Raw genomic sequence first — 23273 nt, 5'->3', positions numbered from 1 at the left:
GGGCGCGAGAGGGTATTTTTCAGAGCAGCCAGAAGCGCCGGTTCAGGCGGCGTTCGCAGCGGTCGATCTGGGCCTGGTAGCGGCTGGCATCGCGGGCCACGGACTCCGCGGCATTGATCAGCCAGGAGCGGCCGCGATAGGTGCCGCGATTATAGCCGCCATGGCCTTCATGATAGGTCAGGTAGAGCTCGCGCGCCTGGGTCGGCTGGACGCCGGACAATTGGCGGCTCTTGCTGGAATACCAACCCACGAAATCCACGGCATCGCTGAAATCATCCCGGTCGGCCCAGCGGCGGCCCGTATCCTCCCGATACCAATCCCAGGTCTGGTCGAGGGCCTGGGCATAGCCATAGGCGCTGGAGGGACGGGTGGTCGGGATGATGCCCAGAAGCCGGTTGCGGGCCGGGCGGGCATGGGCGTTGAAGGAGGACTCGCGGCGCAATATGGCCAGCTGTACGCCCGGCGGAATGCCCCAACGCTCTTCGGAACGCTGCAGGGCGCGCCACCAGGCGCGATTGTCTTCCAGGATGAGGCAGGCATCCGTGACCTGGTCCGGCGGCCGGTGGCCGCAGGCGGTCAGCGCCAACAGGGCGCAAAAGGAAACGAGGCCTGCACGTATCATGCGTGCAAGCCTCGCTCATCAGGGTTAACCGGCGGTTGCCGGCGCGTGGTCTGCGCGGATCAGAAGACCAGGCGCATCACCAGGCGCGCGGTGTGACGGACGAATTCGTCCCGGACATCCGCGTCATAGTCGAAGGAGAAGGTCGAATAACCCGAGCCGGCCGTCAGGCCGAAGCCGAACAGGAAGCCGGAGCCCGGAACCTGTTGCGAGCGCAGGGTGAAGACCTCGTCATAATCGACGAAATTCACATCGGTCTCGACGACATCGCCGGCGAATTCGCCGCGATAGCCGACGCGCACATGCGGCGACCACCAGGAATTATTGTTCTCGTAGACGGCCCCGAAGGTCAGGACGCCGGAGCTGGTGAAGCTCGTGGAGTCGCGTTCGGAGACGGACAGGTCGATACCGGCCCCGCCACCGCTCTCGGTATAGCTGTCCTCGAACAGGGTCAGATAATCGACGGACACGGCCGGACGGACGTAATAGCGGCCGCCAAACTCGATATCGCGCGACAGACGGGCCGAACCGGTGACGTGGTAGCCGGTCCACTCAGCCGACGGCGTTGCGTCAAACTCGCCGATCAGGACGCGGCGATTGTGCTCGAAACTGTCGAAACCACCGGCGCCGTAGAGGTCCAGGTTGAAGCCGCCGATTTCCGCGCCGGCATACACGCCCAGCTGGGCGGTGATGGCGGACATGGGATCATCCACGCCTTCCACTTCTTCCACTTCGCTGGCCGCGCCGACGAAATTGACACCGACGGCGGAGAAGAAGCCGAGCGGACGGTCGAAGCCGACCGCAACACCCATGCCCTGGCCGCGATAACCCGGACCGAAGGCATTGCCGGCCCGGTCCGCGAAATAGCCGAATTCCTGCAGCCACAGGCCGCCGGTCTCGTCCGGGCTGCGGCGGACCGCTTCCAGCCGGTTGGCGAGGGCGCCGATGGCGCTGTCATTGCTGGCGAGGGCGAACTGGATCGCACCGGCCGAGTATTCCGGCAGCAGCTGGTCATAGGCCGAGCGGAAGGAATCCTGGGTGGTGAGGGTGGCCAGGGCCGCCCCCAGGTCTTCATTGTCAGTCCAGGTCGCGAAGGCCGCCTCATAGGCTGCGGTCTGGTTCGCGTCGAAGCCGAGATCCTCGGCGGACTTGCGCTGCAGGGTCAGAAGGATGACGTCGTCATTGTTCGGATCCCGCTCCAGTGCCGCATCGTAGAGGAAGGGCGAGGGCGAGTCGTTGAGCGTTTCGAGGTCGTCCTCGATGATCAGATTGTCCGCGCGCACCAGTTCGAACTGGCCGCCATTGCCGATCAGGTTCGACAGGGAGACGGACAGGCGGGAGCCGGTTTCGAAGGTCACATCGCCGGACGCCACGATATTGCGCAGCGAGTTGCTCGCCGCATCGACTTGCATCAGCAGGACGGAGCCGTCTCCGAAACGGGCCTCGGAAATGTTCAGCGTCGCATCGCCGGTCAGTTCCAGCGTGGCCAGGTCCACGGCGATCGACAGATTGCCGTCACTGTCGCTGACGGCGCCGACGACATAGGGCAGGACGTTGTAGATCTGGTCATCGTCGAGCGGATCGATTTCGCCCTCATCGATGAGGCGCTGCAGCTCGTCATAGACGGTCTGGCCATCGATGATCAGGGCGTCATTGCCGGCCCCGAAATCGATGCCGCCGGCCACGCGGCCCGCTTCGATCTGGACGGTGTCGTCGCCGCTGCCGAACAGCATGTCGCCGACCACATAGATCGGAATGTCCAGCAGGGTCAGTTCGACCGTGTTGTCATCGCCATCATCGGGAATGGGTTCCCAATACTGGTGGAAATTCGTGCCGGTCGTGTTGGCGCGCCCGTCAAAGGCGATGAGTTCGAAATCATCGGTATCATCCGGCTGGACGACTTCGTCATTCTCGTCGAGATAGGCGCCCAGCGGCGTCCGCGAGACCTGGATGATGCCGTTATTGGTCAGATTGACCAGCGTGCCGGACTCGTCAATTACGCCATAGGCGCTGCCGCCGAAGACGCCTTGCGCCGTGATGCGGCCGGAATTCACCAGTTCTTCCAGCACGGCACCGTCTTCGATCACCAGGGCATAGGCCGAACCGGTGAAGGCGTTCTCGCGGGCGACGGTATTGTTGGTCGAGGAGATGTCGCCCTCATTCACTAGGATCGGCAGGAAGGCGCCGTGGTCCAGATGGATGGCGATCGACGGGGATTCGATTTCGCGGGTGTAGGCGATGGCCGCGACACCCCCGGTGATCAGCATGCCCTCAGTCAGGCTCGCCGTGTAGTAGGAGCCCATCCCGTCATCGCTGCCGCCGATATAGATCGCGGTGGACGAGGTATCATTAAGCATCGAGGTCGTGGAGATCGTGCCGCGATGCACGAAGGAATAGCCCAGCGGGGTCGCCGGCACGCTTTCATCCGTGTCCTCGGTCGTCTCGTCATCCGCGACGGCGGGCTGGGTGACTTCACCGATGGTGATGTCGCCGCTGGAGGCCAGGATCTGCATGGCCGGGGCTTCGCCGCGGAAGGCGATGCCGGCGGTCCGGGTCACGCGATTGTCAGCGGTCGGGGCGTCGAACAGGATGCCGCCGGCAATGCTGCCCTCGATCGAGACGGCGGAATTGGCCTGCCACATATCGTCTTCATCGAGGGTGGCGAGGAATTCCGGGTCGTTGGAATAGGCCGAGAAACGGTAGGCCGTGCCGGACACGGTGCCGCCGAGATAGAAATCGCCGCCGACATCGCCCTGGACGCGGACGCCGTAGCTGTCTTCACCGCGGTAGGAAACGCCTGCGCCCAGGGTCAGGTCGCCGGAGAGGTCCCCCTGCAGATCCAGCACGGTCGACCGGTCGCCGATCACGGAGAGGGCGCCTTGCAGGCTCATATCGCCATCAATGCCGGTCAGGACGCGGATGGCCGCGGAATCATTGCCGAAGATCGAGATCGATCCGTTGGAATCCATGATCACGTCGCCGACAAAATTGCCGGCCCCGTCGACCAGGACGCCGATCCGGTTGCCGCCGATCGCCGTCGGGCCGTCCGGATTCGGGAAATCGGCATCGGCATCGTCGTCATCATCCTCGGCGCGGCTCTCCGCTTCCACGAAGATGTCGCCGCCAATGGTCAGATCGCCGGTATTGCCACCCACGACGTGGATGCCGACACCGCCATCATCATCGGAGATGATCTCGATCTCGCCATCCATCTCGACCGAATTGTCGCTGTCCAGCGTGACGGCCGTGCCCGGCGTCGCCAGGACGACGCGGCCGGTATTCGTGATGATGATATTGTCCGGTCCACCGCCTTCACCGGCTGTCGAGGTCGCAACGGACGTCGTGATCTCGTCGGTGATTTCCCGGTCTGCGAAGGCGGACGGGGCCGCGACGGTCAGCGTGACAAGGGCGCTGGCAAACATGAAACGGCGACGCATACGAACTCCTGAAAGGACTTCCCGAAAACGGGATTGCCGGACGGTTGATGATTTGTAGCGAATGCTTTGCTTCGCGTCGACCGTAACGGGCGAAACAACGCAGCACCTGTAACCTCTTCGCCATGCAAAACGGCCGGGCGCAGGGCCCGGCCGTCTCTGATTGTCGCTGCAGGCTTGAGCCTAGCAGGAATAGTACATGTCGAACTCGACCGGGTGCGGATGCATTTCGAAACGCAGCACCTCTTCCATCTTCAGCTCGATATAGGCGTCGATCTGGTCGTCATCCATCACGCCGCCCTTCTTGAGGAAGTCGCGGTCGGCGTCGAGCGATTCGAGGGCCTCACGCAGCGAGCGGCAGACCGTCGGGATGCCCGTGAGCTCTTCCGGCGGCAGGTCGTACAGGTCCTTGTCCATCGCTTCGCCCGGATCGATCTTGTTCTCGATGCCGTCGAGGCCGGCCATCAGCAGGGCCGTATAGGTCAGGTAGGGGTTGCCAGCCGGATCCGGGAAGCGTGTTTCGATACGCTTGGCATTCGGCGAGGACACCCACGGAATACGGATCGAGGCAGACCGGTTGCGGGCGGAATAGGCCAGCAGGACCGGTGCTTCAAAGCCCGGGACGAGACGCTTGTAGGAGTTCGTCGAGGCGTTGGCGAAGGCGTTGATCGCGCGGGCGTGCTTGATGATGCCGCCGATATAGTGGAGGCAGGTTTCCGACAGGTCGGCATAACGGTCGCCGGCGAATTGCGGCTTGCCGTCCTTCCAGATCGACTGGTGCACGTGCATGCCGGTGCCATTGTCGTTCCAGACCGGTTTCGGCATGAAGGTCGCGGTCTTGCCGTAGGCGGCGGCGACGTTCTGGACCGTGTACTTGTACAGCTGCATCCGGTCGGCCATCGTCGTGAGCGTGGAGAATTTCATGCCCAGCTCGTGCTGCGACGGTGCCACTTCGTGGTGGTGTTTCTCCGGCTGGCAGCCCAGTTCCTCGAGCACTTCGAGCATCTCGGTGCGCATGTCCTGGCCGCTATCGATCGGGTTGACCGGGAAGTAGCCGCCCTTGGGACCCGGACGGTGACCCATATTGCCGCCGGCGAATTCGGCGCCGGTATTGTAGGGGCCTTCTTCACTGTCGAAGCTGTAGCCGGTGTTTTCCTGCTTCGTGGACCATTTCACATCGTCAAACACGAAGAATTCGGCTTCCGGACCGAAATAGGCGGTGTCGCCGACGCCGGAGGATTTCAGGAAGGCTTCCGCCTTTTTGGCCGTCGTGCGCGGGTCGCGGTTATAGGCTTCGCCCGTGCCCGGCTCGAGAATGTCGCACAGCATGACCAGGGTCGGGTGCTGGTAGAACGGGTCCATCACCGCGATGGAGGTGTCGGGCTTGAGCACCATGTCGGACTCGTTGATCGCCTTCCAGCCGGCGATGGACGAGCCGTCGAACATGATACCGTCTTCGAAGAAGTCGGCGTTCACTTCCGAACGGTCAAACGTGACGTGTTGCAGTTTGCCGCGCGGGTCGGTGAAACGAAGATCGACATACTTGATGTCTTCGTCTTTGAGTTTCTTCAGGATTGCGTCTGACATGTGCCGGTCTCCGGAGTTTCGATCAGCGAAATTGGGTTAAAGCGCATCGCGGCCGGTCTCGCCGGTCCGGATGCGAATGACGCTCTCGATCGGGCTGACGAAAATCTTTCCGTCGCCGATCCGGCCGGTCTGGGCCGCATTCTGGATGGCTTCGACTGCCGCTTCGACTCGATCAGCCGGCAGGACGAGCTCAATTTTGATCTTGGGCAGAAAATCGACGACGTATTCAGCGCCGCGATAGAGTTCCGTATGACCTTTCTGCCGACCGAAACCCTTGGCTTCGATAACCGTCAGGCCTTGCACGCCGATCTCCTGCAGGGCCTCCTTCACGTCATCGAGTTTGAAGGGTTTTATGATGGCTTCGATTTTTTTCATCACGGACTCCATGATCTCGCCGCGACGCTAGAGCCGGGCCGATACGAGACAAGACGGAAACGGTACTCACAAACACAGGCTGCGGGAAATGCCTAACAATCAGGCAATCCTGCCACACAATAGGGCGACCATGCACGATGCCGCACTGAACACCAAGGACTGCGCGCGCTGCGATCAGTTCGCGACTGAAAACGGCGTGTCTTCGCAAAGCCTTATGACAAAGGCCGCGACGGCGGTTTCCGATGCGATTCGCCAGCGCTGGTCGCCCCGTCAGGTCCGCATCCTGTGCGGTCCCGGCAATAATGGCGGGGACGGGTTTTTCGCCGCGGAAAACCTGCGCAAGGCGGGTTGGCCGGTGCGTGTGGCGCTGCTGGGCGACCCGGCCGGTCTGCGCGGCGATGCGGCCTGGGCGGCGGGCCTGTGGAGCGGCGAGATCGAATCGGCGGAGCCGGACTTCTTCGACGGGGCGGACCTGGTGGTCGACGCGCTCTTTGGAGCGGGTCTCAGCCGCCCGCTGGATGGCAAGGCCGCCCAACTGGTCGAGGCCATGGCGCGCCTCTCCTGTCCGGTGGTGGCCGTCGATCTGCCCTCCGGCCTGCACGGCGATGCCATGGGGGAAGGGGTGTTTGTCCCGGCGGACCTGACAGTCACCTTCCACCAGTGGAAACCGGCGCATCTGCTGGAACCGTCTGCCTCGGCCTGCGGCGAAAAACGGCTGGCCGATATCGGCATCCCCGACGGTTGGGAGCGAGCCGTGACACCCCTGGCCCGGCTCAATCACCCCGATTTGTGGTGGGCGAGCCTGCCCGCGGCGTCGTCCGCGGATCACAAGCATGCCCGCGGGCGCCTCGTCGTCTTCTCCGGCGGGGCCAGCGCAACAGGCGCGGCCCGGCTGGCCGCCCGCACCGGACTGCGCAGCGGGGCCGGCCTGGTCACGCTGGCGACACCGCCATCAGCATTGCTCGTCCAGGCGAGCACCAATGAAGCCGTCATGGTCAGGCGCTGGCCGGAGGCGGAAGCGGCCGGCGATTTGCTGCAGGAATTGCGGGCCCATGCCGCCGTCATCGGCCCGGCCCTGGGACTGGATGGGCAATCGCGCACCACGGTCCTGTCCAGTAGCGCGGCCGCGTGCGCCCGCGTGCTCGATGCCGACGCGCTGACCGATTTCGCCGACGCGCCGGAGCGCCTGTTCGACACCCTCACACCCCGCGATGTCCTCACCCCGCACGAAGGCGAGTTCCGGCGTCTCTTCCCGGACCTGGATGATGGCTGGGGCCACAAGATTGCCCGTGTCGCGGCGGCGGCGGAGCGGGCGGGTTGTACCATCCTGCTCAAGGGCGCCGATACCGTGATTGCCGCGCCCCAACGCACCCCCGTCATCAACCGGCATGCCGACCCGGCGCTCGCCACGGCGGGCAGCGGGGATGTGCTGGCCGGCCTGATCGGCGGACTGTTGGCCCAGGGTGTGCCCGCCTTCGAGGCCGCCTGCGCAGCGAGCTGGCTGCATGGCGATTGCGGCCGCCATTTCGGGCCCGGTCTCATCGCCGAGGATTTGCCCGAAATCCTGCCGGCCCGCTGGCAGGCCCTGCAGCGCGAACAGCACAGACAGGCTGCACTCAGTCATCTTCTGGCGCATAGGAGCTAAGCGCCGGCAGGGGCTTGGCGATTGGTCCGGCTCAGTTCATCTTCGCCCGCTTGTTGAACGGATATTCCGATGGCTTCTGAATCCACGCTTCCCCCGAACCAGCAACTCGACGCCGACGCGCTCGCCTTCCACATGAAACCCGTGCCCGGCAAGCTGGGCGTGGCGCCGACCAAGCCGATGGCGACCCAGCGCGATCTGGCCCTGGCCTATTCGCCCGGTGTGGCCGCGCCGGTGCGGGCGATCGCGGAAGATCCGGAGACGGTCTACGACTACACCTCCAAGGGGAACATGGTCGCCGTCGTGTCCAATGGCACGGCCATTCTGGGGCTGGGCAATCTGGGGGCTGCTGCGTCCAAACCGGTGATGGAAGGCAAGGCGGTCCTGTTCAAACGCTTTGCCGATATCGACGCGGTCGATATCGAGGTCGACTATACCGACCCGGACAAGTTCATTGATTGCGTCCGCGGTTTCGGGGACACGTTCGGCGGCATCAATCTGGAAGATATCAAGGCGCCGGAATGCTTCGAGATCGAGCGGCGTTTGCGTGACGAACTCGACATCCCCGTCTTTCATGATGACCAGCACGGTACGGCCATCATCGCGGCCGCCGGCCTGATCAATGCCTGCGATCTGACCGGCAAACGGTTCGAGGATCTCAAAGTCGTCCTGTGCGGCGCGGGCGCGGCTGGTCTCTCCGTCCTGGAACTCATCGAATCCATGGGCGTGAAGTCGGAAAACACGACCGTCGTGGACATTGAGGGTGTCGTCTACACCGGTCGCCCGGGCGGGCATGAGCGCCTGATGAAACACGCCATCGACACGGACAAGCGTACCCTGGCCGAAGCGGCGGAAGGCGCGGACGTCCTGCTCGGCCTGTCGGCCGCCGGTGTCTTCACCAAGCAGATCGTCGCCTCGCTGGCGCCGGACCCGATCATATTCGCCATGGCCAATCCGACCCCGGAAATCACGCCGGAAGAGGTGAAGGATGTTCGGGACGATGTGATCATGGCGACGGGCCGGTCCGACTATCCCAACCAGGTCAATAACGTCCTCGGCTTTCCCTATATCTTCCGCGGCGCCCTGGATGTGCGGGCCCGTACCATCAATGAAGAAATGAAGATTGCCGCGGCACAGGCCCTCGCGGCGCTGGCGCGCGAGGATGTGCCGGACGAAGTGGCCAAGGCCTACCAGGTCGAGCGGCTGCAATATGGCCGCGACTACATCATTCCGACCCCGTTCGATCCGCGCCTGATTTCCTTCATTCCACCCTTTGTCGCCCAGGCCGCCATCGACAGTGGTGTCGCGCGCCGGCCCATGCCGGAGAGCGAGGCCTACCGCCAGGTCCTGGCCCGCCGTCTCGATCCCACCGCCGCCCTGCAGCAGCGGGTCGCCGGCTCCATCCGGGGCGATCAGAAAACCATCGTCTTTGCCGAGGGCGAGGAGCCGGCCGTCATACGCGCCGCCTATGGCTTCCAGACCCAGGGGCTGGGCAAGGCCATCCTGGTGGCGCGCGAGGATGTCGTCGCCGCCAACATGAAGGAGCTGGGCATTCCGGCGGGCTCGCTGGAAGTGTGTAATGCGCGCCTGTCCGAACACAACGAGCTCTACGCCAACTTCCTCTATGAACGCCTGCAGCGCGACGGCTATCTGCGCCGCGATGTACAGCGCCGGGTCAATAATGACCGGAATGTCTTCTCCGCCTGCATGCTGAAAATGGGGCATGCCGACGGCATGGTCACCGGCGTGACGCGCCATTCCAATGTCGTCCTGAAAGATGTCGAACTGGTGCTTGATCCGCTGGAGAACAGCCGCACGGTTGGCGTCACCGCGGCCGTGACGCGGGGGCGCACCCTGGTGATCGGCGATGTCTCCGTGACGGAATTCCCCGATCCGGAGGCCCTGGCCGAGATCGCCATCGCTACCGCCCATTCCGCGCGTCGCCTCGGCCTGACGCCGCATGTCGCCTTCCTGTCCTATTCCTCCTTCGGCAACCCGCCGGGCGAGCGGACTGCCAAGATCCAGCATGCCGTGTCGATCCTCGACGAGCTGGGCGTCGACTTCGAGTATGAGGGCGAGATGGCGGCCGATGTCGCGCTCGATCCCGACCACCACCAGCTCTATCCCTTCTCGCGCCTGACCCAGCCGGCCAATGTCCTGATCATGCCGGCCGTCCACTCCGCCTCCATCGCGGTGCGCCTGCTCAAGGCGGCGGGCGGGGCGACCGTGATCGGCCCCATGCTGGTCGGGCTGGAAAAGCCGGTCCAGATCGCCCGTCTCGGCGCTTCGGTCAGCGATATCGTCAATCTCGCCGGCATCGCCGCCTTTGATCTCAACAAGGGACTGGCCTGATCACCCGGTTTTAAGCCTTGGCGTGTAGTCTGCCCCCGTGACATCTCGCTCACGGGGGAAAGACCATGCGCAAACTGATGACAGCCGCCCTGGCCCTGGCAGGCCTATCCTCGTCGGCCTTGGCCGACGACACATCCGTGGAGGCGCTGGTCGGGCTGACATTCCCCGTGACGGTCGCGCCCGCCGGGAATACGCCGGAGTATGCGGAACAGGTCTTCTCGGTCCAGTTCGCCCCGAATGGCGAGATGCTGGTCACGCCACCTGCGGGAAATCCGGTCAATTCGGGGCCTCCCAGCACTTATTCGGTCGAGGCGGTGGATGACAGCGGTGACAGCGTGACCAGCTATCAGCTGACGCTGAATCTGAGCCTGATCTACATCAAGGATGTGCAGGAACCGACCGGTTCCGTGCCCACCCCCACGCCGTATTCAAGCAGTGCGGACTGCCGGTTCGACATGCAGATCGAAACGCGCCAATTCAGTTATGTCTATTGCGCATTCGCGTACCTGCCGGATGGTGGCCGGGTGGTCTTCGGCAACGACTAGCGAACGGGTGGCCGTTCGCCCGTCGCAAACAATTCACAGTCATTTGACGGCCTTCGGGTGCAGACAGGCCAGCCGCTTCCTATCTATGCTCCTTCCAAGCGAGTGAGGGACAGCTTATGGCCGGACGGTCTGCACACGACATGACGGATGGTCCGATCTTCGGCCATATCGTCCGGATGATCATGCCGATGAGTTTCGGCATCTTCGCCATGATGCTGGTCGGGATCATCGACACCTATTGGGTCGGCACGCTGGGCACGGCCCAGCAGGCGGCCGTCCAGATGAGCTTCCCGGTCACCATGCTGGTGATGAGCGTTTCCATCGGTCTGGGGGCCGGTGCCGTCTCCGCGGTTTCCCGCGCGGCCGGGCGCAAGGACGGCACATCGATTTCCCGAATCTCCACCGACGCGATGACCCTGACCCTGCTCTCGGTCGGGGCGGTCTCCCTGCTGGGCATGCTGTTTGTCGAGCCGATCTTCCGGGCGCTGGGTGCCAGTGCGACGATGTTGCCGCATGTGGTCGACTACATGACGGTCTGGTTCGCCGGTATCGCCCTCATCGTCGGACCGATGGTGGCCGGCAATATCCTGCGGGCCCTGGGCAATACGGTCGTGCCGTCCATCATGATGATGGCTGCCGCCGCCGTGAATCTCGTCCTCGATCCGATCTTCATTCTTGACGATGTCTTCGGTCTCTTCCCGGGCTTGGGCTGGGGCGTGTCCGGTGCGGCCCTGGCCACTGTGGCCGCCAATGCCGTCACCTTCCTCATGGTGCTCTGGTATCTCGTCGTCCGCGAAAAACTGATCGACTTCAAATGGGAGGATCTGGGCGAGGTCTGGCATCACTGGATGGACATTGCCCGCGTCGGCATTCCCGCCTGCATCTCCAACATCTTCAACCCGGTCGCCATGACCGTCGCCATGTCCGGCCTGGCCATGGCGCGCTTCGGCGACGCCGCTGTCGGTGGTCTGGGGGTGGCCGGTCGGGTCGAGGCTTTCGCCATCGTTCCGCTCTTCGCCCTGTCCGCCTGTATCGGCGCGATCACCGGCCAGAATGGCGGCGCGGACCGGCTTGATCGCGTGCGCGAAGCCTTCCGCAAGGCCTTCCTCTTCTGCATCGCTTGGGGGCTGGGCGTGGCCGCGATCCTGTGGATCGGTGCGGACTGGATCGCCGCCGCTTTCCTGCCGGGCGAAGAAGGCCGGGCGGCGGCTGTCGATTATTGGCGCATCGCCTCGCTGACCATTGGCGGTTATGGCATCACCATCGCGGCCAGTGCCGGTTTCAACGGTCTGGGTCGTCCGGCCCATGGCATGGCGATCACGGCCGGCCGGGCTCTCGGTCTGATGATCCCGCTCGTCCTCATCGGTTCCTTCGTCTTCGACACGCCGCAAGGTGTCATCCTGGGGATTGCGGCCGCCAATATCCTGGCCGGTTCGCTCACCGCGCTGTTTGTCTTCACGCGCGCCAAGATGACGGCCAAGCATGGCAAGGCGCGCCGGCGCAAAACGCCGGTTGTCGAGGAAACGCCTGTGGTGGAAGACCCGGCCTAGCGCCGGGTCAACACGCCCGCCAGTTCCGGCTTGCCGTTCAGGGAGGGGTGGGGGATGTCGATGAAATCCTCATCCTCGGGCCAGATCCAGAACCGGTCGGAGAACAATTCCCGCATCGCGTCCAGCGGACAGCCATAGGGCGGCCCGCCACGCTCCTCCTTCTGCATGAAGAGCGCCAGATACTGGCCGCCCGGCTTCATCCAGCAATGGGTCAGTCCGTAGACATAATGCTCGCGCAGCCGGGGCGGGATGGCGCACAGGAAGGTCTGGTCATAGACCAGGTCCACCGGGTCTTCCGGATACCAGCGCTGATCGCCGGGACGCAGGATGTCGCCCTCGATGAACTCGCCGCTGAGCTTCTCCTTCAGGAAAATGGATTTCTGCCAGGCCATCGCCGTGTCGGACAGGTCTGCCGCGATCACTTTCAGCCCGGCCCGGGCGAAAGCCGCGACCTCCGGACAGCGGCCGCAGCCGGGAATGACGACGGACTTGCCTGCCGCCAGGACGCCCTGATCCATCCACATCCGGGCCGCCGGGTGAAGATCGCCGCGTTCCCAAGGTGTGTCATTGTCGCGGAAACGGGTTTCCCACTCGAAGGCGGGCCGTTCATCGTCTGTCGTGCTCATTTCATTAAATTACGCGGTCTGTTCGCGCGGTCTAGGCCGCCTTGTGCGTCCGGTAGATATCCATCATGGACAAGGCTTGGTTGGGTGCCGGGATCTGCCGGTCCGTGATCACCGCCTGGCCGGAGAAATAGCGAATGCCGGCATCACGGGCGCTTTTCAGCACGTACAAATCCCGCACATCCTGCAGATAGGTATCCGCACCCTGTGCCGCTGCGGCGGCCACGAAACGCTTCAGCGCGGTCGTGTCATGATCCATCAGACCGCTGGAATTGGCATTCGAGGGCGGTTTGCAGCGCCAGCCGAACAGGTCGATCTCGACATCTTCGAAACCGGTCACATCGATCTCGCCGAAGGGCAGTTCCGCCATCAGGCCGACCCCGGTCCGGCCGATCTCGTCCAGCGCCTTGGCCATGTTGGAGACATCCTCGGTCATCCCGTCCATGCGGACGCGGAAGGCGCTGCGGACATTCTCCGGCAAGGCATTGAACCGGCGCAGGATTTCCTCGCGCTCCTCGCGGCTGGCCCAGGTTTCCGCGTGGATGGAGAGATAGATCTGCGTTTGGGATTTGGCCCGGACCGAGCGCATCAACGCATCGAATCCGGCGGTCTGGGCGAGATGATCGATCGCGGTCTGGTCGACCGGCACCATGCGCGTTTCCGCCACCCGCCGTCCGTCCAAGGGGCGTCCGCCGACCCAGACCTTGGGGCGGCTGGCATTGCCCGCAATGACCTGGTTCTTTCCATCCCACACCGGACGGAACCAGGCGGACATGGCACCGTCGGACCTGTCTTCCTCGGCCGGTGTTGAACGGGATACCTGGCGGCGTTCCACCGGCTTGTCCGCGGGTGGCGCCGCCGCAGAGCGGTCGGCCAGGGCGGTGAGGGCACCGGCATCCAGGCGTCCGGAACTGGCCTCGACAGCCAGTCCCTTCATGTCCGGATGTCCCAGAAAGAACTCGCGAAGCCGCCGGGCAACCGCATCCAGCCGTTCCGTGACAGCAGCGGCCGGGTCTGCCAGCACGACCAGAAATCCATCCCCGGCGGGTAGGACAACATCGGCCGGGGACAATTCGCGTTCAATGAGCTGGGTGGCAGCTGTGAAAACGCGCGTCTTGATCCGGGCCCAGGCCTCGCCGGCCTGTTCACGGATCTCGCCGAGCCCGACCAGTTTGAACTGGCCGACATCGAGATCGCTGCGTCCGGCCAGCGCTGCCTTCAGACGTGATTTCAGGTCAGCATTCAAGGCAGTCGGCCCCAACCGGCAGCTTCAGGTTAACCCTGATAACCCCTTGCGGATTAATACGGGATTGAGACGGGTGCGGAGCGGGCGGCGAGCCGTGCTTGCGCAGGCGCACCGCCCATGCCATGAGGCGTCATGGACCTGCGGATGTGGCGGAACTGGTAGACGCGCTGGATTTAGGTTCCAGTGCCGCAAGGCGTGGAGGTTCGAGTCCTCTCATCCGCACCATTCGAAGCCGGTCTGCCGCAGGCAGAGAAATCGATCCCGTGAATCGATTTCAGGCGGAGAATGCCCCGGCAGGGGCCAACGCCCTTTGGGCTTCGGTTGGCAGGCCACCCGGAGCACAAATGCGAGCATTGCGAGCGGGCGAAGAGGTGGCCTCCGAAGCCTTGGCGAAGGAGGGCGGGACGCCTTCCATGCTGCATTCCCTGCATGCGGACCGCTCCACAGCGTTGCACGCCACGAATCCCCATGACATAACGCGCGCTCGTTTTTGCTCGCGGATAGCATCCGCCCGAACTGTAACATCTAAGGCCAACCCATGAACGTCATCGAGAAATCCTCCGAAGGCTTGAGCCGCACCTATGAGATCACCTTTCCGAAAGATGATCTGAAAGCTCGCCTGGATGCGAAGATCGAAGAAATCCGTCCGGAAGTCCGCCTGAAAGGCTTCCGCCCGGGCAAGGTGCCCTCCAGCCACATCCGCAAGATGTTCGGCGAAAGCATCATGGGTGACCTGCTGAACGAGCTGGTCCCGGAAACCACGCAGAAGACGCTCGACGAGAAGAAGATCCGCCCGGCCACCCAGCCGGACGTGAATGTCGTCAGCGAAGCCAAGGACGTGATGGCCGGCAAGTCCGACTTCACCTTCGAGATCTCGCTGGAAATCATGCCGGACTTCGAGCCGGCCGACCCGGCGAAGCTGGAAATCAACCGTCCGGTGGCCGAAGTCGAGGATGCCGAGATCAATGAGGCGCTCGAGCGTCTGGCCAATGAAAACCGCGAATTCTCCGCCAAGAAGGGCGGCAAGAATGCCAAGGCGGAAGAGGGCGATGTCGTCGTCATCGATTTCGTCGGCAAGCTGGACGGTGAGCCGTTTGAAGGCGGTTCGGCCGAGGATGCCCGCGTCGCCATCGGCGATGGCGCCTTTATCCCGGGCTTTGAAGAGCAGCTGATCGGTGCCAAGGCCGGTGAAGAGCGCGAACTGAACGTGACCTTCCCGGAACAGTACCAGGCCGCGCATCTGGCCGGTAAGGACGCTGTCTTCGAGGTGACCGTGAAGGGTGTTGAAGCCCCGGGCGAAGCCAAGATCGATGACGAGCTGGCCAAGCGTCTCGGCCTGGAAGACCTGGATGGTCTGAAGGAAGCCCTGAAGTCCAATTTCGAGCGTGAGCACGCCCAGCAATCCCGCCAGAAGACCAAGCGTCACCTGCTGGATGCCCTGGATGCCGCGCACACCTTCGATCTGCCGCCGAAAATGGTGGAAGCCGAGTTCGAGAATATCTGGCGCGAAATCCAGCACGCCATCGAGCACGACCATCTCGAGGAAGAAGACAAGGGCAAGTCGGAAGACGAGCTGAAGGCCGAGTACAAGGGCATTGCCGACCGCCGCGTGCGCCTCGGCCTGGTCCTCGCCGAGATTGGCCGTCGCAACAATGTCGACGTGACCCAGGAAGAACTCTCCCGCGCCATCAACCAGGAAGCCGTGCGCTATCCGGGTCAAGAACGCCAGGTTGTCGAATTCTACCAGAAGAACCCGCAGGCCGTCGCGCAGCTGCGCGCGCCGCTCTACGAGGAAAAAGTCGTCGACTACATCCTCGAGCTGGCCCAGGTGACCGATGTGACCGTGTCCAAGGACGCGCTCTATTCGGACGAAGACGAGGCCCCGGCGCCGGCCAAGAAGAAGGCTCCGGCGAAGAAGAAGGCCCCGGCCAAGAAAGCCGAAGCCAAGGCGGAAGACGGTGAGAAGAAGTCGGCTGCCAAGAAAAAGGCTCCGGCCAAGAAGGCGGCTGCCAAGTCTGACGACGCCGAGAAGAAGCCGGCCGCCAAGAAGAAGTCTCCGGCCAAGAAAGCGGCCAAGAAGGACGCCTGATCAGGCCGTCATCCAGACCCGTGAAAACGCCGGTGCCACCCGCACCGGCGTTTTTCATTTGTGTGATTGTCCGGGGATATTAACCGCGCTTGCACAGGGCTTCCTGCAGACCGTGCCTTGCACAGCGGCCCGGGCACCGCAATATTTGTAATACCCGTCTGAAGTGAATCGGCGCCATCCGGCAGCCGGTAGCCCCAAGGAGCGCGACATGTATGATCCCCAGGACGTGACGATGAATCTGGTTCCGATCGTCGTCGAGCAGACCAGTCGGGGCGAACGCTCCTACGACATTTATTCGCGGCTTCTCAAAGAGCGCATCATCTTCGTGACAGGTCCGATCGAAGATCACATGGCGAGCCTGATCATCGCGCAGCTGCTCTTCCTGGAATCCGAGAACCCGAAAAAAGAAATCTCCATGTACATCAACTCGCCGGGCGGTGTGGTCTCTGCGGGCCTGGGGATTTACGACACGATGCAATACATCCGCAGCCCCGTCTCGACGATCTGCTTGGGCATGGCGGCCTCGATGGGCTCGCTCCTGCTGACGGCCGGCGAGAAGGACATGCGGTTTGCGACGCCCAATGCGCGCATCATGGTGCACCAACCCTCGGGCGGTTTCCGCGGCCAGGCCTCGGACATTGAACGCCACGCGGCGGACATCATGAAGATCAAGCGCCGGCTGAACGAAATCTACGTGCACCATACCGGTCGCAAGTACGAAGAAATCGAAGCGGCTCTGGACCGCGACAACTTCATGTCGGCTCAGGAAGGCCTGGAGTTCGGCCTGATCGACAAGGTCCATGACGTCCGCGGAACGGATGAAAAGGAAGGGTCCTGACCTCTGGCCTGATCAGATGAGGAGGCTTTGGTGGTTGATCACCACTGCTTCTGTGTGATCGAATGCGCAGGGTTGGAAACCTTTCGCTAAAGTTCGGCCCTGATTTTGCAGGATGCTGAACGCGAAAGCGGGCATAATGAAGTGCCTGCGGGTTGAATTGGAGCTGTCATGAGTAAGACGACAGGCGGAGACGGCGAGTCGAAGAACACCCTCTACTGTTCTTTCTGCGGAAAGAGCCAGCATGAGGTTCGCAAACTCATTGCCGGGCCCACCGTGTTCATCTGTGATGAATGCGTCGAACTCTGCATGGACATTATCCGCGAGGAGAACAAATCCTCCCTGGTGAAGTCCAAGGAAGGTGTGCCAACCCCGCAGGAAATTTTCAACGTTCTCAATGATTACGTGATCGGCCAGGCGCATGCCAAGCGCGTGCTTTCGGTGGCCGTGCACAATCACTACAAGCGTCTCAACCACGCCTCCCAGAACGCCGATGTGGAATTGGCCAAGTCCAACATCCTGCTGATCGGCCCGACCGGTTGCGGCAAGACGCTGCTGGCCCAGACGCTGGCCCGCATCCTCGACGTGCCGTTCACGATGGCCGATGCGACCACGCTGACCGAGGCCGGCTATGTCGGTGAGGATGTCGAGAATATCGTCCTGAAACTGCTTCAGTCCGCCGATTACAATGTTGAGCGCGCCCAGCGCGGCATCGTCTATATCGACGAGATCGACAAGATTTCCCGCAAGTCCGACAATCCGTCCATAACGCGCGACGTGTCGGGTGAGGGCGTGCAGCAGGCCTTGCTGAAGATCATGGAAGGCACGGTTGCCTCCGTGCCGCCGCAGGGTGGCCGCAAGCATCCCCAGCAGGAATTCCTGCAGGTGGACACGACCAATATCCTCTTCGTCGTCGGCGGCGCCTTTGCCGGTCTCGACAAGGTGATTTCCCAGCGCGGGCAGGGCTCCTCCATCGGCTTCGGTGCCGATGTGCGTGAACCGGATGCCCGCCGCACCGGCGAAATCCTGCGCGAAGTGGAACCGGATGATCTCCTGCGCTTCGGCCTGATCCCGGAATTCGTCGGCCGTCTGCCCGTCATTGCGACGCTGGAGGACCTGGACGAGGATGCCCTGGTGCAGATCCTGACCGAGCCGAAGAACGCCCTGGTCAAGCAGTACCAGCGCCTGTTCGAGATGGAAGGCGTCGGCCTGACCTTCACGGAAGATGCGCTCAAGGCGATTGCCAACCGCGCCATCGCCCGCAAGACGGGGGCCCGTGGCCTGCGCTCGATCATGGAAGGCATCCTGCTGGAGACCATGTTCGAACTGCCGGGCCTGGAAGGTGTGGAAGAGATCGTCGTCAACGGCGAAGTCGTTGAAGGCAATGCGAAACCGCTCTTCATCTATGCCGAACGTCAGGACGACAAGCGCACCGGCGCTTGATTTCGGGTCACAGCGTATCCACCTTTTGAGTCAGAAAGGGTGAGGGGCCGGTACCGGCAAAGTCCGTCCGTCACCTCACCCGGTTTTGAGTCACGATCCCGCGGGTGTGCCGCGGGTCACGCCGCGCCCGATGCAAAGGGTGCGCAGGAGTTATAATGTCCGATACCAAGACACTTCCGCTTCTCCCCCTCCGGGACATTGTCGTATTTCCGCACATGATTGTGCCGCTCTTTGTCGGCCGCGAGAAATCCGTCAAGGCGCTGGAAGAGGTGATGAAGGCGGACAAGCAGATCCTTCTGGCGACCCAGAAGAGTGCGGCCGACGACGAGCCGGCACCGGATGCGATCCATTCCACCGGTGTGATCGCCTCTGTCCTGCAATTGCTGAAACTGCCCGACGGGACGGTGAAAGTCCTGGTCGAGGGCGGTGTACGCGTCGAAATTACCGGCTATGGCACGCGTGACGATTATTACGAGGCCGAATGCAGCGTGATCGACGAGGACGCGGGCGACAATGCCGAAATGGAAGCGCTGATGCGCACCGTGGCGGCCAAGTTCGACGATTATGTCAAACTGAACAAGAAGGTCCCGCCGGAAGCGCTGGCCTCCCTGTCCCAGATCACCGATGCCGCCAAGCTGGCCGACAGTATCTCCGCCCATCTCGCGGTGAAGATCGAGGACAAGCAGGCCCTTTTGGAAGAGCCCGACGTCACGCGCCGGCTCGAGCGCGTGCTCGGCCTGATGGAAGGCGAGATCGGCGTGCTTCAGGTCGAGAAGAAGATCCGCTCGCGCGTGAAGCGCCAGATGGAGAAGACCCAGCGCGAATATTATCTCAACGAGCAGATGAAGGCGATCCAGCGCGAGCTGGGCGAAGGCGATGACAGCCGCGAGGAACTCGCTGAGCTGGAAGACCGCCTGGCCGAAGCCAAACTGCCCAAGGAGGCCCGCGCCAAGGCGGATGCCGAGTTCAAGAAGCTCCGTCAGATGAGCCCGATGTCGGCCGAGGCCACCGTTGTGCGCAATTATCTCGACTGGATCCTGGCGCTGCCCTGGAACAAGCGGAAGCGTCTGAAAAGCGACCTCAATCGCGCCGAGGACATTCTCGAATCCGATCATTACGGGCTGGAGAAGGTCAAGGAACGCATTCTGGAACATCTGGCCGTCCAGGCGCGCACCAAGAAGATGCGGGGCCCGATCCTGTGCCTGGTCGGCCCTCCGGGCGTCGGCAAGACCTCGCTCGGCCGTTCCATCGCCAAGGCGACGGGTCGTGAATTCGTCCGCATGTCGCTGGGCGGCGTGCGGGATGAAGCCGAGATTCGTGGCCACCGCCGCACCTATATCGGCTCCATGCCGGGCCGCATCATCCAGTCGATGAAGAAGGTGAAAGCGGCCAATCCGCTCTTCCTGCTCGACGAGATCGACAAGCTCGGCGCGGACTATCGCGGCGATCCGGCCTCGGCCCTGCTCGAAGTGCTCGATCCGGAACAGAATTCGACCTTCAACGACCATTATCTGGAAGTTGATTACGACCTGTCCGACATCATGTTCGTGACCACGGCCAACTCGCTCAACCTGCCGCAGCCGCTCCTCGACCGGATGGAGATCATCCGTATCGCCGGCTACACGGAAGACGAGAAGGTCGAGATCGCCAAGCGCCACCTCATCCCCAAGACGCTGAAAAACCATGCGTTGAAGGAGGGCGAGTGGGCCCTGGAAGAGGACGCCCTGCGCGACCTGATCCGCTATTATACCCGCGAAGCCGGGGTGCGGAGCCTGGAGCGCGAGATCGCCAATCTGGCCCGCAAGTCCGTGCGCAAGATCCAGAGCGGCAAGGCGGACAGCATCACCATCACGCCGGAGAATCTCGGTGATTATGCCGGGGTGCGCAAATTCCGCTTCGGCGAAACCGACAAGGAAGACCAGGTCGGCATCGTCACGGGCCTGGCCTGGACGGAAGTCGGCGGTGATCTCCTGACGATCGAGGCCGTGCGCATGCCGGGCCGCGGCAATATGAAGGTCACGGGCAATCTGAAGGACGTCATGAAGGAGTCCATCTCCGCGGCGAATTCCTTCGTCCAGTCCCGTGCGCCCTCGCTGGGCATCAAGCCCACCGTGTTCCGCTCTTCGGACATCCACGTGCACGTGCCCGAAGGCGCCACGCCCAAGGATGGTCCCTCCGCCGGTATCGGCATGATGACCGCCATCGTTTCCGTGCTGACCGGCGTGCCGGTGCGCAAGGATATCGCCATGACCGGCGAGATCACCCTGCGCGGCCGTGTCCTGCCGATCGGCGGTCTGAAGGAGAAGCTTCTGGCAGCCCTGCGCGGCGGCGTGAAGACGGTCCTGATCCCGCAGGAGAATGAAAAGGATCTCGCCGAGATCCCGGACAATGTGAAGGCGGGCCTGGAGATCATCCCGGTCGAGACCGTCGACCAGGTCCTGCGCCACGCCCTGACCGAAGCCGTCGAACCGGTCGAATGGACCGAAGCCGACGAGGCCGCGCTGGCGGCCCTGGCTTCACAGCAGTCCGGTGAAGCCGGCGGTCCGGCCGTCGCGCACTAGGCGGCTGGCCTCAAGCGTTTGGAAAAAGGGGCGGCTCCGGCGGCCCCTTTTTTGTACCGCGCATCACAGGGCGAACACATTTCTTGCACCACCCACTGCATGTTTCGGGTTTTGCGCATTGACCTTGCGTGAAACCGCCGCCAAGGTGCCGGCATGACTTTCGCGACGTTTTATTTTGCTGGCTATTTTACCCACGCAACCCGTTTGGGGGCGGTGGCCGGCTGACGCGCGCGAAAGCGACGAGTTTACCAGGGCCTCCCCCACGGGGAGGCCCTTTTCTTTTGCCTGAATGAAGGACGAGCATCATGGCGAGTGGGAAGAGCCGGGACGAGATCCGGGACGAGATTTCGGCGATCGACCGGCAGTTGATCGAAGCGATTGCACGGCGGTCGGAACTGGTCGAGGAAATCCTCGAGGCGAAGGTGCGCAGCGGACAGCCCGTTCGTGACCGTGAGCGCGAGCAAGCGGTTTTGCGCGGAGCTCTGGAGTTGGGCCGCAAAAAGGGCGTGCCGGACAAGGTTGTCGAGAACCTGTTCCAGGACCTGTTCGAGATTTCCATCCGCCGCCAGCGCGAACGCTTCGACAGCATGCGCAATGAGGAGCTCAATGAGGCCAGCGTCGCTTATCTCGGCGGGCCGGGCAGTTACAGCCATATCGCGGCCCAGAAGGTCTTCGAGCGGCGCAATGCGACCGTCGTCCCGTCGCCCAAGCGTGATTTCGTCTCGATCTTCCGCTCTGTCGAGAATGCCGAAGTGGATTTCGGCGTGATCCCGATCGAGAACACGACCACCGGTTCGATCAATGAAGTCTATGACATCCTGATCAATTCCAAGACCCAGATCATCGGTGAATTCTTCCTGCGCGTGGATCACTGCCTGGTCGGCAAGGCCAGCGGGCAGGGGCGTCTCAACCGCGTCTATGGTCACCCGCAGGCGCTGGCCCAGTGCCGCCGCTACATTGCCTCCCATCCGGAGCTGGAAACGCATATGGCAGCTTCCACCACGCGGGCGCTGGAGCGGCTTCTGGAGGATGATGACACCGCCTGTGCCGTGGCCGGTGAAGACGCAGCCCGCCTGTTCGGCATGGATATCCTGGAGCGCGGCATCGGTGACCACGAACAGAATATCACCCGTTTCATCGTGATCGGCCGCAAGACCTCCTTCCCGACGCGGGAAGTGGAGAGCAAGACCTCCATGATGTTCACAACGCGCGACACGCCGGGCTGTCTTGTCGATGCCCTGCTGGGTTTCCGCGACCATGGCATCAATCTGGTGAAGCTGGAATCCCGGCCGATTGCCGGCAATCCCTGGGAAGAGATGTTCATCATGGATGTCGAGGGCCATGTCGAAGACAAGGCCATCCGGGAGTCCATGTCGGTGCTGGAGGAGCATACCCGGGAGATCAAGCTGCTGGGTTGTTACGCGGCCGATGCGATCGACCGGGTCAGCGTGGCGGAATAGGTGCGCAGCGCGACGACTGAACATTGTTCGTCTGCGCAAACCAGCCTAGTTTGAACGGTATGGAAACGTCGTCGAATTCACAGGCCGGGGCGGCACCGCGTTCGCGCGGTCGCCCGGGCCTGACGCCCGAAGTCCGCGAGCAGGCGCTCGCGGCCGCCGGGGAATTATTGGCCGAAGAAGGGCTCAACGGCATGCAGGCCCGTACGATTGCGCGCCGGGCCGGCCTGTCCGTGGGCTCCATCTACAAATTGTTCGGGGACATCCAGGACCTGATCCGGGAGCTGAACTACCAGACCTATCAGGCGATTGCCGATCACCACCAGGCGGCGCTGACCCAGGCCGATCTGCCGGAAAACGCGGTGCATGACCGTCTCATGGTGCTGGCCCGGGCTTATATCGAGTTCGTGGTCACCCAGAATGCGCGCTGGACGGCGCTGCTGACCTTCAATGCCCGGCATGGCACCGCCTTGCCCCGCGAATACCGCGAGGTCGAGGACGACCTGCTCGACATCATCGCCAATGAGCTCGCCAAGGCGCCGGGATTTGAAGATCCGGAATTCCGGGCCCGGTCCTCGCGGGCCCTGTGGGCAGCGGTCCACGGCATGATCACGGTCGGGCTTCCCAATGCCCGGGTCAGCGATCCGGTGGCGGAAGTCGTGGCGCAGATCGACCTCGTCGCGACCGGCATGCTGTGTCAGGCTGCGCAACGGCTCTGACAGGGCCTTGCCTCGGCCGGGGCAGACAGACTAGAAAGCGCGTCCCCGCTGCGGCGGGGCGACAGGTTCGGGCGGTTAGCTCAGTTGGGAGAGCATCTCGTTTACACCGAGAGGGTCGGGGGTTCGAGCCCCTCACCGCCCACCATTTCCCCATCTTTGCCGGGAACAGCTTGGCTCTGCGTCCCCACGGGACAGA

General features: G+C 63.1%; 16 protein-coding genes and 2 tRNA genes. 12 read left to right on the top strand and 6 right to left on the bottom strand.

Features of this window, described 5'->3' with window-relative positions; genetic code table 11:
- Positions 1–19: 19 nt before the first annotated feature.
- The 4 genes from FCS99_RS02300 to FCS99_RS02285 form a co-directional block, all read right to left on the bottom strand.
- On the bottom strand, positions 20–622 hold the full coding sequence (locus FCS99_RS02300; RefSeq protein WP_138510121.1) for a transglycosylase SLT domain-containing protein: 603 nt from the start codon (positions 620–622) through the stop codon (positions 20–22).
- Between the two features lie 59 nt (positions 623–681).
- On the bottom strand, positions 682–4056 hold the full coding sequence (locus tag FCS99_RS02295; protein WP_138510119.1) for an autotransporter family protein: 3375 nt from the start codon (positions 4054–4056) through the stop codon (positions 682–684).
- Positions 4057–4236: 180 nt separating this feature from the next.
- Entirely contained in the window at positions 4237–5640 is a 1404-nt protein-coding gene (glnA, locus tag FCS99_RS02290; protein ID WP_138510117.1) for a type I glutamate--ammonia ligase, read from the bottom strand.
- Positions 5641–5676: 36 nt separating this feature from the next.
- Positions 5677–6015, bottom strand: a complete 339-nt coding sequence (locus FCS99_RS02285; RefSeq protein WP_075190887.1) for a P-II family nitrogen regulator — start codon at positions 6013–6015, stop codon at positions 5677–5679.
- A gap of 88 nt (positions 6016–6103) precedes the next feature.
- Here FCS99_RS02285 and FCS99_RS02280 point away from each other — a divergent pair, with 88 nt between their 5' ends.
- From FCS99_RS02280 to FCS99_RS02265, 4 genes are all read left to right on the top strand, one after another.
- On the top strand, positions 6104–7660 hold the full coding sequence (locus FCS99_RS02280) for an NAD(P)H-hydrate dehydratase (RefSeq protein WP_325053211.1): 1557 nt from the start codon (positions 6104–6106) through the stop codon (positions 7658–7660).
- Positions 7661–7729: 69 nt separating this feature from the next.
- Positions 7730–10009, top strand: a complete 2280-nt coding sequence (locus FCS99_RS02275) for an NADP-dependent malic enzyme (protein ID WP_138510113.1) — start codon at positions 7730–7732, stop codon at positions 10007–10009.
- A gap of 65 nt (positions 10010–10074) precedes the next feature.
- Positions 10075–10554 (top strand): hypothetical protein, encoded by a 480-nt coding sequence (locus FCS99_RS02270; protein ID WP_138510111.1) that lies wholly within the window; start codon positions 10075–10077, stop codon positions 10552–10554.
- A 116-nt stretch (positions 10555–10670) separates the two neighbouring features.
- A complete protein-coding gene (locus FCS99_RS02265; RefSeq protein ID WP_138510109.1) occupies positions 10671–12104 on the top strand; it encodes an MATE family efflux transporter in 1434 nt (477 codons plus the stop codon).
- Here FCS99_RS02265 and FCS99_RS02260 read toward each other — a convergent pair.
- Together FCS99_RS02260 and FCS99_RS02255 are read right to left on the bottom strand one after the other, a co-directional pair.
- Positions 12101–12730, bottom strand: coding sequence for a class I SAM-dependent methyltransferase (locus FCS99_RS02260; protein ID WP_138510107.1), 630 nt, complete (start codon positions 12728–12730; stop codon positions 12101–12103). The genes FCS99_RS02265 and FCS99_RS02260 overlap by 4 nt on opposite strands.
- 31 nt (positions 12731–12761) lie before the next feature.
- Positions 12762–13973, bottom strand: coding sequence for a hypothetical protein (locus FCS99_RS02255; RefSeq protein ID WP_138510105.1), 1212 nt, complete (start codon positions 13971–13973; stop codon positions 12762–12764).
- 140 nt (positions 13974–14113) lie between these two features.
- Between FCS99_RS02255 and FCS99_RS02250 the strand changes: the two genes are divergently transcribed.
- From FCS99_RS02250 to FCS99_RS02215, 8 genes are all read left to right on the top strand, one after another.
- Positions 14114–14198 (top strand) — tRNA-Leu (locus FCS99_RS02250).
- Positions 14199–14511: 313 nt separating this feature from the next.
- Positions 14512–16062 carry a trigger factor gene (gene tig, locus FCS99_RS02245; protein ID WP_138510103.1) on the top strand — a complete coding sequence of 517 codons (1551 nt, stop codon included), beginning with the start codon at positions 14512–14514 and terminating at the stop codon, positions 16060–16062.
- 208 nt (positions 16063–16270) lie between these two features.
- Entirely contained in the window at positions 16271–16900 is a 630-nt protein-coding gene (locus FCS99_RS02240; protein WP_138510101.1) for an ATP-dependent Clp protease proteolytic subunit, read from the top strand.
- A gap of 168 nt (positions 16901–17068) precedes the next feature.
- Positions 17069–18340, top strand: a complete 1272-nt coding sequence (clpX, locus tag FCS99_RS02235; RefSeq protein ID WP_138510099.1) for an ATP-dependent Clp protease ATP-binding subunit ClpX — start codon at positions 17069–17071, stop codon at positions 18338–18340.
- 155 nt (positions 18341–18495) lie between these two features.
- Entirely contained in the window at positions 18496–20901 is a 2406-nt protein-coding gene (gene lon, locus FCS99_RS02230; protein ID WP_138510097.1) for an endopeptidase La, read from the top strand.
- 305 nt (positions 20902–21206) lie between these two features.
- Positions 21207–22361, top strand: coding sequence for a prephenate dehydratase (gene pheA, locus FCS99_RS02225; RefSeq protein ID WP_138510095.1), 1155 nt, complete (start codon positions 21207–21209; stop codon positions 22359–22361).
- 59 nt (positions 22362–22420) lie between these two features.
- The gene (locus tag FCS99_RS02220; RefSeq protein WP_138510093.1) at positions 22421–23077 is read left to right on the top strand and encodes a TetR/AcrR family transcriptional regulator; all 657 of its coding nucleotides are present in this window, start codon (positions 22421–22423) and stop codon (positions 23075–23077) included.
- Positions 23078–23146: 69 nt separating this feature from the next.
- Positions 23147–23222 (top strand) — tRNA-Val (locus tag FCS99_RS02215).
- The last annotated feature ends 51 nt before the right edge of the window (positions 23223–23273 follow it).

The organism is Maricaulis alexandrii (assembly GCF_005871165.1).
Lineage (GTDB): Bacteria > Pseudomonadota > Alphaproteobacteria > Caulobacterales > Maricaulaceae > Maricaulis > Maricaulis alexandrii.
Note: the sequence above shows the minus strand (reverse complement) of the source record. Positions and strands in the feature narration are given on the sequence as shown.